Genomic DNA, 12,750 nt, shown 5'->3' on the forward strand with positions numbered 1-12,750 from the left:
GCTGTTCACCGGGGTGCCGGCGGGATCAATGGGCGTAGACAAGCTTCTTCTCCAATCGGTTCACGAGCAGGGCCGTGGGGTAGCTGGCCGCCAGGAAGATGATTCCGGCGATGGTGATCACCTCGTTGTAACGGTAGGTGAAACCGCCGATCGCGAGGGCCGTGTTGACCATCTCCATCACCGAGATAGCGATGAGGAACGGGGACTCCTTGAACATGGAGATGGCGTAGTTGCCGAGTGCCGGGACGGTCGACCGCAGGGCCTGCGGGATGATGACGCGGATCCAGGCACGGCGCGGGGACAACGACAGGGCGGTGATGGCCTCCCACTGCCCCTTGGGGACGGATTCGATACCGGCGCGGTACACCTCGGACATGTAGGTGGCGTAGTGCACGCCGAACACGGCGATGCCGATGACCAGCGGATCCAACCACACCATCCCGTAGAACACGAGGAGCAGCTGGACCACCAGCGGCGTCATCCGGATGAAGTTGGCTATCCACCGCACGATCGCCGCGAGGGGCCGGGGCAGCACGCGGATGAGGATGGCGATGATCAGCCCCAGGACCGCCGCGATGAGGGTGCCCACGACGGTGACCAGCAGCGTCACCTGCACGAAGGCCTTGAGCATCTCCGGGAGGACCTCCCAGGCGAAGTCCCACCGCCAGAAACTGGTGCGGTCCCGGATGTCCGGGGCGTCGACGTCCTGCGCGAGAAGCAGGAGGTTGTCTGTCAGTGTCATCATTGCTCTCCCTTCCGGTCGCCGCCCACGGCGACGGTGGCCGCGTCACCGCCCCGCTTATCGACGCCGGCGTCGGCGCCACCCACCCCGACCTTGTCCGGCGCGCCCGGACGGAGGGTGGGCTCCAACGAGAGCACCTCCCGCAGGCTCGGTCCGCGGCCCAGCCGGAACTTGGCGCGCACCTCCAGCAGGTGCATGCCCCAGGTGATGAGCAGCGCGAACAGGAAGTAGCCGATGAGGCCGACGACGGCGAACGCGAAGAACCAGTCGGTTCCCCGGCGCAGCTGCTGGAGCTGGAAGGTGAACTCGCTGAGCCCCACGACGTAGACGATGGAGCTCGCCTTGAGCAGGTGGACCCACAGGTTCGTCAGGGAGGGCAGCATGAGCGCCCATGCCTGGGGGAAGATGATGCGGCGCATCTTGTGGGCCCAGGACATCGACAGCGCCGTCGTGGCCTCCCACTGGCCCCGTGGAACGGAGGTGAGGGAGGCTCGTACGGCCTCCGCCGCGTAGGCGCCGTAGTTGAGGCTCAGCGCCGCGACGCCGACGGTGAAGGCGTCGAGCTGCGGGCCGAACAGCGGCAGGACGTAGTAGAGCCAGAACAGCTGCACCAGCAGAGAGGTACCGCGGAAGAACTCGACGACGGCGCGCGCCGGGTACCGGATGAGGCGCTTCGAGCTGCCGCCGGCGATGCCGAGAATGATGGCGATGACGAATGCGAGAATTCCACTCAGCGCCGTCAGTTGGATGGTCAGCCACATTCCCTCCCACAGCAACGGGGCCCGGGAGAGAAATTGTTCAAGGTTGTCCACGAGGGCTTCCAGACGGTCGGGGCGCCGTCGGCGAAGATCTGCGGGGACCGCAGGCCTGGCTGACGGCGGTCAGCGTGGGGGCTAGTTCTCGATGTCCTGGAGCGCCTCCAGGTCGCCGGCGCACAGGTCCGCAGCGGTCATCTCGAGCGGCGGGATCTCGGCCTCGGTGAAGCCGTGCTCGCTGAGGATGTCCAGCAGCTCACCGGACTCCTTCAGCTCGGCGAGGTGGGTGTTGTACTCGTCGAGGGTCTCCTCGTCGTCGAGACGGAAGACGGTCGAACCGGCACCGTACTGCTTGACGCCGTCGATCTCCTGCACGAAGCCCTCGGTGACCTCGACGTTGGGGTTGTCGGCGGCCATCTGGTTGAGGGAGATCGCGGTCATGGCGAACGCGTCGGCGCGGCCGCCCTCGACCATCTCGATGCCCTCGTCGGCGCTGCCGACGCCCATGTACTCCAGGCCCATCTCGGTGGAGTAGTTGGCCTCGATGCCGGCGGTGAGGACCGCGAGGGTGATGTCCTCGCCGGCGTCCCTGGCCGCCTGGACATCGTCGAGGGTGTGCACGTCGTACGGGTTGCCCTCCGCAACCACCAGAGCGGTGGTGTACATGATCTCGGGCTCTGCGAACGCTGCCTCGGAGCAGCGGTCCGGGGTGATCGACATGCCGGCGGAGATCGCGTCGAAACGCTCGGCCTGCAGGCCCGGGATGAGGTTGTCCCAGTCGACGAGATCGGCCTCGACCTCGTAGCCCATCTCCTCGCCGAAGATGCGCTCGGCCAAGGCGACGGTGGCGCCCTCGGGATCGCCGGAATCGCTGAGGAAGGAGTACGGCACCTCACCGGCGATGCCGATGGTGAAGGTCTCTCCCCCGTCGCCGTCCCCGTTCCCGTTACCGGTGTCTCCACAGGCGCTGAGCACCAGGAGAGTGGCGGCGCCGACGGCGGCGGTGGTCATGGTCTTCTTGGTCCGTGCAAACATTCCGGTTTCCTCATCTCGGTGGCGGGCAACTGGAAGACGCAGATCAAAGCGAATTCCCAGAAATTTTCCAGACCCGTGACAGGTCCGGGAACTCTTCCACCGTGACACACATAAAGGGCAGCCTCAACCGGTTTTCGGCCCCCGGGCCCGAGGCCGGCTCGCGGACCGGCCCCGTAGCGGGCGCCCTTCCCCCACCCTTCCGGCACGACGGTCCCCGCTCCCTACCGGCGCGTTTTACCCCCGGTGACATGCGCCGTCGCAGAAATCGGACAGTTCCGCCCCAGGTGAGTTCCCCACCCGAACAGTCGCCCCGGGAAGCATCCGCCCGGCCCCATGGCAACAGAATGGTCACAGTCTCCCCGTCTCCCCAACATGAGGGATCAGCGGCACGGAAAAACCCACTTCCCCGGGGAGGGAGGTGGGTGTCGTGGAGCCGCCTGCGAGAATCGAACTCGCGACCTTCTCATTACGAGTGAGATGCTCTACCGACTGAGCTAAGGCGGCGTGGTGCAGCGCAAACAGCACCGATGCGTCATTTTAGCGCACGCCGATCACGCGGAGAAATCAGAGGTCAGGACACCTGGGAGGCGAGGCGGATGCGGCCGAGCATGCCGTCGATGGCGATGGTGGGGGTGACGTTGACGGTGATGTGTTCGCGGGCGGTGGTGACGGCGTCGAGGCATTCGACGAGGCCGGGTTCGCTGACCTTGTCGGCGAGTTCGCGGGCGAGGCCCTCGAAGTCGGGGTGGGTGAGGCCGACGTCGGCACCCGTGGAGAGCATGAGGGCGTCGCGGTAGAGGCCGGCGAGATCGACGAGGGCGAGGTCGATGAAGTCGCGCTTGCGGCGGTTGCGGCGGGTCTTCTGGGCTTTCTCCAGTTCGGAGAGGGCACCGGCGGAGCCGTCCATGGCCTTCTGGGTGCCCTTGCCGCGTCCGCCCTTGCCGAGGGAGCGTTCGAGGGTGGCCAGTTCGGTGGCGTCCTCGTCGTCGCTCATCTCCTTGACCTGCTTGTCGACGCTCTTGAGGAACGCGGTCGCCGCCTTGAAGGCCTCGTCGCGGTGGAAGACCATCTCGGCGAGGTTGAGGGCGGAGGCGCGGCGCTTCTGCGCCTCCGGGTCGGTGACGAGGCGGCGGGCACGCCCGATGTGCCGCCCGGAGGCGACGGCGGCGAGGCGGGCGTCGGCGGGGGACGCACCGGTGTCGTCGATAAGCAGGGCGACGATCTTGTCCACCGACGGGTAGGGGACGTAGAGGTGGCGGCAGCGGGAGCGCAACGTCGGGGAGAAGTCCTCCGGGTCGATCGACGGGGCGCACATGAGAATGACGGTGCGCTCCGGCGGCTCCTCGACCACCTTGAGGATGGCGTCCGCGGCGGGGCCGGTGAGACGGTCGGCGTCCTCGATGATGATGACGCGCCAATCGGCGACGGTGGGCAGTTTCGACGCCTCGCTGCGCATGTCGCGCATCTCCTCGATGCCGATGGACAGGCCGGCGGGGACGATGTGGAGGACGTCGGTGTGGGCGTCGGCGAGCACGTCCCGGCAGTCCTGGCAGCGCCCGCACCCCACCTCCCCGGGATCGGAGCACTGGAGGGCGGCGGCGAAGGCGAGGGCGGCGACGGAGCGGCCGGACCCGGGCGGGCCGGTGAGGATCCAGGCGTGTGCCATGGCGCTGCCGAGGTCGGCGGCCTCCCCGCGGGCGAAGGCCCGGGCCGCCGTGGCGGCACCCAGGACGGTGTCCCGGACGGTCGGGGTGTCGGAGAGCCGCTCGGCAACGCTGTTCACCTCACCCACCCTATTCACCCTGGCCATGCGGTGCCCCCGCGGGAGGGCCGAGGGGGTTAAAGTAGTGAACCATGAGTCGACTGTTGCGGGCGTTCAAGTGGCTGTGGGGCACGTCGTGGCCCCTGTATGCCGCACTGGTGCTCGCGGCGAACCTCATCGGTGCCCTGGCGATCATGGCGTTCATCCGTTTCCTCGTGCCCATGCCGGAGGTCCGCAGCTTCACCTCGGAGGTCCCGCACCTGGAGGTCATCGGCCTGACGTACCTCGCGTTCGCGGTGATCGTCGGCGTGGTGGCCACACTGTTCCTGTTCCGGCCGGTGTTGGAGTGGCAGCGGCACCCGGATGACCATGACCCCAACATGGTGCGCAACCTCGTCATGCGGCTGCCCGTCTATCAGGCGGTGGTGTGCGCGGCGGTGTGGGTGATCGGTATTGCGATCGCGGTGGTGACGGCGGCGTCGGCAAGCGGGCGGTTGGCGCTGGTCATCGGCCTGGCGACGGCCCTGGCAGGCATGGTGGTGGTGCTCATCACCTACCTGCTGGCGGAGCGTCTGGTGCGACCGGTGGCGGCGTCCGCCCTGGCGCGGCGCTTCGAGGATTCGACGCTGGAGCCGCCGATCACGCAGCGTCTGCGCCTGACGTGGATCATGACCACCGCCCTGCCCGTCCTGGGCATCCTGCTGCTGGCCCTGGGGCAGCGGGCCGGGTTCTTCATGGGCAACGCGGGCGAGCTCATCCCGGGCATCGTCGCCCTGTCACTGACGGCGCTGGTCACCGGTTTCGTGGGGACGACGTTCGCCATCATGAGCGTCGTTGACCCCGTCCTGGAGCTGCAGGAGGCGATCAACCGGGTGCGTCGTGGTGACACGAACGTGCAGGTCGACATCTACGACGGCTCCGAGATGGGTGTCCTGCAGGCCGGTTTCAACGAGATGATGCGCGGCCTCAAGGAGCGTCAGCGCGTGCGTGACATCTTCGGCCGCTACGTCGGCGCCGAGGTGGCCAAGCGCGCCCTGGAGGAGCGTCCCACCCTGGGCGGTGAGGACCGCAAGGTCGCCGTCCTGTTCGTCGACGTCATCGGCTCGACCACCTTCGCGGTCAACCACACTCCGGAGGAGGTCGTCGAGGCGCTCAACCAGTTCTTCGAGCACGTCGTCGAGGTGGTGCACCGCAACAAGGGCATCATCAACAAGTTCCAGGGTGACGCCGCGCTCGCCGTCTTCGGTGCCCCGATCTCCCTGCCCGACTCCACCTCCCACGCGCTCACCGCTGCCCGCGAGCTGCGTCAGGAGCTCAAGGGCATGGCCCTGCAGGCCGGCATCGGGGTGGCCGCCGGGCACGTCGTCGCCGGTCACATCGGCGGTTCCGACCGCTTCGAGTACACCGTCATCGGCGACGCCGTGAACTCGGCCGCCCGCCTCACCGAGCTGGCCAAGGACACTGACGGCCGGGTGCTCACCAACGCCGCCACCCTGCGCGGCGCCAACGAGGCCGAGCAGGCGCGGTGGACCGTCATGAAGTCGGTGGAGCTGCGTGGGCGGCGGGAAATGACCCAGCTGGCCCGCCCCATCCGACCCACCATGGCGGACCGGTCCTGAGGTGGAGATCCTTGCTCCCCGGCGGCTGCTTCTCCTGCTGACCGGGCTCACCGTCATGTCGTTCGGCATCGCCCTGTCGGTGCGTTCCGACCTGGGTACCACGACCATCTCCTCCCTCCCGTACGTCCTCAGCCTCATCTCCGCGCTGAGTCTGGGGACGGCGACGATCCTGGTGAATTCCGGCCTCGTGTTCCTGCAGTTTCTTCTGCTGAGGCGCCGTTTCCGCCCGATCCAGCTGCTCCAGCTGCCGGTGCTGCTGGTGTTCGGCGTGCTCAACGACATCGCGCTGTGGGCCACGTCGTGGGTGGGCCACACGGCGTACTGGCAGCAGTGGGTGCTGGTTCTTCTGGCGATCGTCGTGCTCGCGGTGGGCATCGTCTTCCAGATCGCGGCGCGGTCCATCATGCTGGCCGGTGAGGCCACGGTGCTCACCATCGCGACCGAGCTGGCGCGCGTGTTCGGCGAGCGTCGCCTCTTCGTCTTCGGCTACGTCAAGATCGCCTTCGACGTCGCGCTCGTGCTCTCCGCCGTGGTGCTGGGTCTGGCGTTCGCCGGCCAGGTGGTGGGTGTGCGCGAGGGCACGGTCGCTGCGGCACTGCTCATCGGCATCTGCGTCAAACGGCTGCAGCCGGTGCTCGGCCCGCCGCTGGAGCGTTTCCGCCGCTGATCCCTTGCCTATCGACGCCCGCGCAGTGCGCAACTGCGCACTTTCCGGGGTTTATCCACAGATTTTCGCTGACACATCACCCTTCGGGCGAGTTATCCACAGGCCACACCACGGGGCCTGGACCCCCTCGAACAGTGCTGCGAAAGTGGGGGCATGGCCAAGAAACAGAAGCGGACCACCCCACCCACGACCACCGTCACCGTTCGCCCTCTCCCCCTGACCGACGCCACCTCCCCACCCCGCGTCCGCACCCTGCGTGCCCGCCGCAGCGGGGATTCCTTCCAGCTGCTCGGCGACGCCCTCGACCTGGGGCTCGTCTCCGGCGACGTGGTCAGCTGCGCCTCCGGGGCCGACGGCCGTCGCTACCTCAGCGGCATCGTCCGGCTGCGCGAGGGGACACTCACCCAGGTGGGGATCCACGGTGCCTTGTGCCGCCACCATTTCGGGGAGTTCGTCGACCAGGCGACCGACGACTGGCACGACGACGGAGCCTGCCGCATCCAGGAACGCGGCGGCGCACTCTTCGGTTTCTGGCCACCCGAGGTCCCGGCGGACGAGGCGCGCCTGGCCACGGAGCTGTCCGCGGCGGAGTACCGGCTGCAGTCGGCGGTCATCCCCGGATACTCGCGGCAGGCCCTCATCGGTCACTGCGTGGTCTTCGGGCCGCCGGCCGCCGTGCAGGCCGCGTGAGGCTACTCCCGCGTCAGCCCGTCGACGAGCAGCATGTTGCCGATGACGTGCGAGGCCCGCATGCCGGCGTCCAGGGCCCGGTGGCCAAGGGAATCACCGGTGAGGACGGTCTCGCGCAGCAGGGCGATGCCCTCCGCGACGAGCAGCAGATTGCCGCCGTGCCCGAGTCCCTGGCGCACGGTGGTGCCGTCCTGCAGGGAGCGGTCATCGGCCAGGGTGGAGGTGGCGGCGACGAACACGCCGGCCAGCGCGGACGGCGCGATGAGCGACTTCTTCCGCCACGTCGCCAGCCCCAGGCCGGTGGCCCAGGCGGCGGCCCGCAGCCCCACACGCGCCGGGGAGGGGCGGGCACCCCGGTCGTAGAGCTTCGCGGAGTAGGCGGCGTGCTGGGCGGCGATGCCGAACATGCCCATCACCGGGGTGTGGTCCGGCTTGCGCAGCTTGGCCAGATCGCCGACCCACCCGCCGGCCAGGCCCGCGAGCAGCACCGGGGAGGCGTCGTGGCGGGCCACGGTTCCGGCCAGCGGCGGCATGGTGGCCGAGATCGCCACCGCAGCGGGCTTCTCCCACCCGAACAGGCGCGACCAGATGCTCAGCTCACCGGCCGCCAGGTAGGCGATGCGCTCCGGTTCCTGGAAGGAGGCGAGCAGGGAGTCACGCAGCGCGTCGACGCCCTCGCGGGTGCGGGTGACCAGTTCATTCACGGGAGAGGTGGCGGGGGAAGTCATGGGTTCCAGCGTAGTCAGCGGCGGAACAACCCGTCGACGATCAGCCGCTGCGCCGTGACGTAGGTGCCCGCCACCGCCACATCCAGACCCCGCGCCAGCCCGGAATCACGGGACGGCAGCAGCATCCGCACGAGGATCAGTGAGTCCGAGAGGAGGAAGAGATCACCACCGACAGCCAGACCCGCCAGACCCCGCCCGCGCAGCCGCGGGTCCGCGGCCAGCGCCGCCGTCGCGGTCACCATGCCGCCGTAGAGCAGCACCAGGCCCAGGTGTCTCCTACCGAGCCACGCGGCGGCCGCGAACGGCACCGCCCGCAGCGCCACCGGCCCCGGCCGGAAGCGGGCTCCGCGCCGCCACAGCAGCCACTGGTAGGCCGCCTGATTGACGGCGAACGCCGCCGCCCCCTGCGGCAGGCTGTTCTCCCGCAGCAACACCACGTCCCCGGCCCAGCCACCGGCCAGACCGACCAGGCCCACCTCCCGCTCCGGGAAGGGGGCGGCGAGGGGGGCGTCGAGAAGCAACGGGACCACCGCCGGCTTGGACGCGAGCAGCAGACGGCGCGACCCCACCGCCCGCGAGGCGGCGTAGGCTCCGCCGGCGAGCCAGTACGCCGCGCGCAGGATCCGGGACATCTACTTCTTGCGGTTACCGGCCTTGACCACGCGCTTCGTGCCCGGGGACGGGGCCTTGCGGGTGGTCTTCTTGGTGGTCTTCTTGGCCGTCTTCTTCGCCGTCTTCTTCGCCGACTTCTTGGTGGTCTTCTTGGTGGTCTTCTTCGCCGGGGACCCGCCGTCGGCGGCCTCCTTGGCGCGACGCTCCGAGAGCAGCTCGTTGGCGCGCGCGTCGGTGATGGTCTCCGGGCTGTCACCCTTGCGCAGCGAGGCGTTGGTGGTGCCGTCTGTGACGTACGGGCCGAAGCGACCGTCCTTGACGGACATCGGCTTGCCGGAGACGTCGTTGTCGCCGAGCATCTTCAGCGGCGGCTGCGCGGCGGCGCGACCACGGCGCTTCGGCTCGGCGTAGATGCGCCGCGCCTCGTCGAGGGTGATGGAGAAGATCTGGTCCTCGCTGGCCAGGGAACGGGAGTCGCTGCCCTTCTTCAGGTACGGGCCGTAGCGGCCGTTCTGGGCCGTGATGACCTCGTTGTCGGCGGGGTCGACGCCCACCTCACGCGGCAGGCTGAGCAGCTTGAGCGCCTCCTCGAGGGTGACGCTGGCGGGCTCCATCGAGCTGAACAGCGAGGCGGTGCCCGGCTTGAGGTTCTCCTCGACCAGGGCGTTGATGCGCTTCTCCTTCTGCGCCGCCGCGGTCTTGGTGCCCCAGTTCTTGGCGCGCATGCCGTCGGCGGCGCGCTGGGCGTCCTCCTCGGCACGCTCCTGCGCCACGATGTCCTCGGCGGCGGCCTCGGCGGTGGCGCGTTCGTCGTCACGCACGATCTCGGTGACATACGGGCCGTAACGGCCCTCCTTCGCCACGATCATGCGCCCGTTGGCCGGGTTGACCCCCAGCTCACGGCCGCCCTGCGGGGTGGCGAAGAGCTTCTCCGCGAGCTCCAGGTTGAGCTCGTCCGGGGTGGTCGACTCCGGGAGGTTGGCGCGCTGGTACTCCGGCTCCCCCTCGGCGGTCTCGCCGACCTTGCGCTCGATGTAGGGGCCGTAGCGTCCGACGCGGACGAACACGGCCCGCCCCTCCTCGTCGTCGAAGAGGTGGAGGGAGTTCACCGCGCGGGCGTCGATGTGCTCGAGGTTCTCGCCGACCAGAGCCTTGAGGCCACCGTGGCGGGCGATGGACTCCGCGGTGTTGTCGTCGGCCTCGGCGTCACCGAAGTAGAAGCCGGTCAGCCAGTGGGTGCCGTCCTCCTCACCGGCGGCGATGTTGTCCAGCTCATCCTCCATGGAGGAGGTGAAGTCGTAGTCGACGAGCGGGGTGAAGTTGTTCTCCAGCAGGCCGACCACGGCGAACGCCACCCAGCTGGGCACGAGCGCGTTGCCGCGCGGCACGACGTAGCCACGGTCCTGGATCGTCTTGATGATCGACGCATACGTCGACGGACGACCGATACCCAGGTCCTCCATCTTCTTCACCAGGCTGGCCTCGGTGTAGCGGGCCGGCGGGTTGGTGGAGTGACCGTCCGCAGTGATCTCGGTGGCGGTGAGGGCGTCACCCTCCGACAGGTTGGGCAGGCGCTTCTCGGCGTTGTCGGCGACATCTCGACCGTCGGCCAGACGGGTGGTCTCCACGTAGGCGCGGAGGAAGCCGGGGAAGGTGATGGTGCGGCCGGTCGCGGAGAACTCGGTCTGCTCACCGGTGCGGGCGGTGCCGGCGATGGTCACCTTCATCGAGGTACCCTTCGCATCCGACATCTGGGAGGCGACGGTGCGCTGCCAGATGAGCTCGTAGAGCTTGAACTCCTCCGCGTCGAGCTGTCCGTGCAGCTCACCGGGGGTGGCGAAGCGCTCGCCGGCGGGGCGGATCGCCTCGTGCGCCTCCTGCGAGTTCTTCGACTTACGGTCGTAGCGGCGCGGCGAGTCCGCGACGAAGGCGTCACCGTAGAGCTCCTTCGCCTGCTGGCGGGCGGCGGTGAGGCCCTGCTCGGACAGCGAGGTCGAGTCGGTACGCATGTAGGTGATGTGGCCGTTCTCGTACAGACGCTGCGCGATACGCATCGTGCGGTCCGAGGTGTAGTGCAGCTTGCGGCCGGCCTCCTGCTGGAGGGTCGACGTCATGAACGGCGCGTACGGACGGCGGGTGTAGGGCTTCTCCTCCACCCCGGACACCTGCATGTCGACACCCTGCAGCGCCTCGGCGAGAGCCTCCGCCTGCTGCTTACCGACGACCACCGCCTCACCCTTGAGCCGGCCCCGGTCATCGAAGTCACGGCCCTGGGCGACACGCTGACCGTCGATGGTGGCCAGCTTCGCCTGGAAGGTGCGCGGGTTCTCCGGATCATCCCCGTCCCTACCCGTGTCGAGGTCGGCGGACAGGTCCCAGTACTCAGCGGAGATGAACGCCATGCGCTCGCGCTCACGCTCGACGATGACGCGGGTGGCCACCGACTGCACGCGGCCCGCCGACAGTCGCGGCATAACCTTCTTCCACAGCACCGGGGACACCTCGTAGCCGTAGAGACGGTCGAGGATACGGCGGGTCTCCTGCGCGTCGACGAGGTTCTCATCGAGCTCACGGGTGTTTTCCGCGGCGGCGAGGATGGCGGGCTTGGTGATCTCGTTGAACACCATGCGGCGCACCGGCACCGTCGGCTTGAGCACCTCGAGCAGGTGCCACGCGATGGCCTCACCCTCGCGGTCGGGGTCTGTCGCGAGCAGCAGCTCGTCGCACTGCTTCAGCTTCGCCTTGAGGTCGGCGACCTTCTTCTTCTTGTCGGGGCTGACGACGTAGAGCGGCGTGAAGCCGTTCTCCGTGTCCACGCCGAGTCGCGCCCACGGTTCCTTCTTGTACTTCGTGGGGACGTCAGCAGCACCGCGCGGGAGGTCACGGATGTGTCCGACCGAGGCCTCGACAATGTAGTCGTTGCCCAGGTAAGGCTGGATCTTCTTCGCCTTGGTCGACGACTCCACAATGACCAGGGTCTTCTTCCCTGATCCCTTCGCTTCTGCCACTAGGGAATCTTCCCTCTCGTCTGCTGGATGACACGATTCGACGGACAAAACAGTCCTTCCGGGAGACTTTAGCCCAGACCCGGTTCCTGACAACACGTTACACAGTATTTAATGGCCCTCCTGTGGCCGACCCATTCGCAGGAACCTCACAGCCGTCTCCCCTGCCCCACCGGGCGGGCCTTCATTATCGTGTCGACAATGACCGAGCAGATCATCACGTGGGTGGAGACCCTGCTCACCCTGCCCGTCTTCTACCCGGTCCTCGCCGCCCTGGTGGTGGCCGACTCCCTCGTGCCCGCGATCCCCAGCGAGGCCGTCCTCACCCTGGCCGGCAGCTGGTCCGGCGCGCGCGGGGTGCCCGACCTGGGGATGATCATCCTCGTCGCGGTCACCGCCGCCGTCATCGGCGACAACATCTGTTACCTGGCGGGTACCCGGCTCATCGGCATTGTGGAACGCACCCCGGAGGACTCCGCCCGCGGGCAGGCCATCGCGTGGGTGCGGGAGAACATCCGCCGCAACGCGGCCGCCACGATCATCATCGCCCGGTTCATCCCCTGGGCCCGGTGGTTCATGACGATCATGCTCGGTTCCGTCCGTTACCCCTGGCGGTGGTTCTTCCTCTACGACACGATCGGCGTGGTGCTGTGGGCCCTGCTCGCCGTGCTCATCGGGTACGCGGGCGGCTGGTACTTCTCCGACTACCCGCTGCTGGGCGTCATCGTCGGCATCGCCGTCGGCGGCCTGGTGGGCGTGGCTATTCAGCGGCTGCAGGCGCGGTGGGCGGGGCGTCGATAAGCAGTCCGCACCGACCCCGGAAACAACAACGACCGCCCTCCCGTGTCACGGGTGGACGGTCCTGCGAGAAAACTTTCACTCAGCCTGGGCGGCCGCCAGTTTTCTTGAAGTGCTCGGTGTGAGGCTTAGAGCGGGCGAACAGCCTGAGCCTGCGGGCCCTTGGCGCCCTCACCGATCTCGAACTCGACCTGCTGGTTCTCCTCGAGGGTACGGAAGCCGGAGCCCTGGATCTCGGAGTAGTGGACGAAGACGTCAGCGGAGCCATCGGCCGGAGCGATGAAGCCGAAGCCCTTCTCAGCGTTGAACCACTTCACAGTTCCCTGTGCCATGTTTT

The 12,750-nt window shown here is 68.3% G+C and carries 12 protein-coding genes and 1 tRNA gene; 4 read left to right on the forward strand and 9 right to left on the reverse strand.

The window, feature by feature from the left end; all coding sequences use genetic code 11:
• Positions 1-25 precede the first annotated feature (25 nt).
• The 5 genes from B9Y70_RS03400 to B9Y70_RS03420 all read right to left on the reverse strand — a co-directional run bounded on the left by B9Y70_RS03400 (position 26) and on the right by B9Y70_RS03420 (position 4,315).
• Positions 26-631 carry an amino acid ABC transporter permease gene (locus B9Y70_RS03400; protein ID WP_240309136.1) on the reverse strand — a complete coding sequence of 202 codons (606 nt, stop codon included), beginning with the start codon at positions 629-631 and terminating at the stop codon, positions 26-28.
• A 110-nt stretch (positions 632-741) separates the two neighbouring features.
• A complete protein-coding gene (locus B9Y70_RS03405) occupies positions 742-1,554 on the reverse strand; it encodes an amino acid ABC transporter permease (RefSeq protein WP_420838426.1) in 813 nt (270 codons plus the stop codon).
• Between the two features lie 81 nt (positions 1,555-1,635).
• Entirely contained in the window at positions 1,636-2,532 is an 897-nt protein-coding gene (locus B9Y70_RS03410) for a transporter substrate-binding domain-containing protein (protein ID WP_085548869.1), read from the reverse strand.
• Positions 2,533-2,960: 428 nt separating this feature from the next.
• Positions 2,961-3,036: transfer RNA gene (locus B9Y70_RS03415), tRNA-Thr, on the reverse strand.
• A gap of 67 nt (positions 3,037-3,103) precedes the next feature.
• Positions 3,104-4,315, reverse strand: a complete 1,212-nt coding sequence (locus B9Y70_RS03420; protein ID WP_338025216.1) for a DNA polymerase III subunit delta' — start codon at positions 4,313-4,315, stop codon at positions 3,104-3,106.
• Between the two features lie 71 nt (positions 4,316-4,386).
• On the opposite strand from B9Y70_RS03420, the gene B9Y70_RS03425 reads away from it, so the two are divergent.
• The 3 genes from B9Y70_RS03425 to B9Y70_RS03435 all read left to right on the forward strand — a co-directional run bounded on the left by B9Y70_RS03425 (position 4,387) and on the right by B9Y70_RS03435 (position 7,270).
• On the forward strand, positions 4,387-5,913 hold the full coding sequence (locus tag B9Y70_RS03425; RefSeq protein WP_085548871.1) for an adenylate/guanylate cyclase domain-containing protein: 1,527 nt from the start codon (positions 4,387-4,389) through the stop codon (positions 5,911-5,913).
• 1 nt (position 5,914) lies between these two features.
• Positions 5,915-6,580, forward strand: coding sequence for a YczE/YyaS/YitT family protein (locus tag B9Y70_RS03430; protein ID WP_205410406.1), 666 nt, complete (start codon positions 5,915-5,917; stop codon positions 6,578-6,580).
• Positions 6,581-6,733: 153 nt separating this feature from the next.
• Positions 6,734-7,270 (forward strand): hypothetical protein, encoded by a 537-nt coding sequence (locus B9Y70_RS03435; protein WP_085548872.1) that lies wholly within the window; start codon positions 6,734-6,736, stop codon positions 7,268-7,270.
• A 2-nt stretch (positions 7,271-7,272) separates the two neighbouring features.
• On the opposite strand, the gene B9Y70_RS03440 is transcribed toward B9Y70_RS03435, so the two are convergent.
• The 3 genes from B9Y70_RS03440 to topA are packed head-to-tail and all read right to left on the reverse strand — an operon-like array spanning position 7,273 to position 11,618.
• Positions 7,273-7,998 carry a lysoplasmalogenase family protein gene (locus B9Y70_RS03440; protein WP_085548873.1) on the reverse strand — a complete coding sequence of 242 codons (726 nt, stop codon included), beginning with the start codon at positions 7,996-7,998 and terminating at the stop codon, positions 7,273-7,275.
• Positions 7,999-8,012: 14 nt separating this feature from the next.
• Positions 8,013-8,630 (reverse strand): lysoplasmalogenase family protein, encoded by a 618-nt coding sequence (locus B9Y70_RS03445; protein WP_085548874.1) that lies wholly within the window; start codon positions 8,628-8,630, stop codon positions 8,013-8,015.
• Complete coding sequence (gene topA, locus B9Y70_RS03450; protein WP_085548875.1) at positions 8,631-11,618, reverse strand: type I DNA topoisomerase; 2,988 nt, start codon at positions 11,616-11,618, stop codon at positions 8,631-8,633.
• 198 nt (positions 11,619-11,816) lie between these two features.
• Between topA and B9Y70_RS03455 the strand changes: the two genes are divergently transcribed.
• Complete coding sequence (locus B9Y70_RS03455) at positions 11,817-12,416, forward strand: DedA family protein (protein ID WP_085548876.1); 600 nt, start codon at positions 11,817-11,819, stop codon at positions 12,414-12,416.
• 125 nt (positions 12,417-12,541) lie between these two features.
• Here the strand turns inward: B9Y70_RS03455 and B9Y70_RS03460 are convergent, their stop codons facing one another.
• Positions 12,542-12,745, reverse strand: coding sequence for a cold-shock protein (locus B9Y70_RS03460; protein ID WP_040084711.1), 204 nt, complete (start codon positions 12,743-12,745; stop codon positions 12,542-12,544).
• Positions 12,746-12,750: the final 5 nt, after the last annotated feature.

Origin of the sequence: Corynebacterium pollutisoli (genome assembly GCF_900177745.1) — a bacterium.
In the GTDB taxonomy this organism is placed as follows: Bacteria; Actinomycetota; Actinomycetes; order Mycobacteriales; family Mycobacteriaceae; genus Corynebacterium; species Corynebacterium pollutisoli.

Excerpts from the sequence above, each read along its gene's own strand:
- B9Y70_RS03425 (WP_085548871.1), top strand. The coding sequence starts at position 4,387 with ATGAGTCGACTGTTGCGGGCGTTCAAGTGGCTGTGGGGCACGTCGTGG.
- B9Y70_RS03460 (WP_040084711.1), bottom strand. The coding sequence starts at position 12,745 with ATGGCACAGGGAACTGTGAAGTGGTTCAACGCTGAGAAGGGCTTCGGC.
- B9Y70_RS03455 (WP_085548876.1), top strand. The coding sequence starts at position 11,817 with ATGACCGAGCAGATCATCACGTGGGTGGAGACCCTGCTCACCCTGCCC.
- B9Y70_RS03410 (WP_085548869.1), bottom strand. The coding sequence starts at position 2,532 with ATGTTTGCACGGACCAAGAAGACCATGACCACCGCCGCCGTCGGCGCC.
- B9Y70_RS03400 (WP_240309136.1), bottom strand. The coding sequence starts at position 631 with ATGCTCAAGGCCTTCGTGCAGGTGACGCTGCTGGTCACCGTCGTGGGC.
- B9Y70_RS03435 (WP_085548872.1), top strand. The coding sequence starts at position 6,734 with ATGGCCAAGAAACAGAAGCGGACCACCCCACCCACGACCACCGTCACC.
- B9Y70_RS03445 (WP_085548874.1), bottom strand. The coding sequence starts at position 8,630 with ATGTCCCGGATCCTGCGCGCGGCGTACTGGCTCGCCGGCGGAGCCTAC.
- B9Y70_RS03440 (WP_085548873.1), bottom strand. The coding sequence starts at position 7,998 with ATGACTTCCCCCGCCACCTCTCCCGTGAATGAACTGGTCACCCGCACC.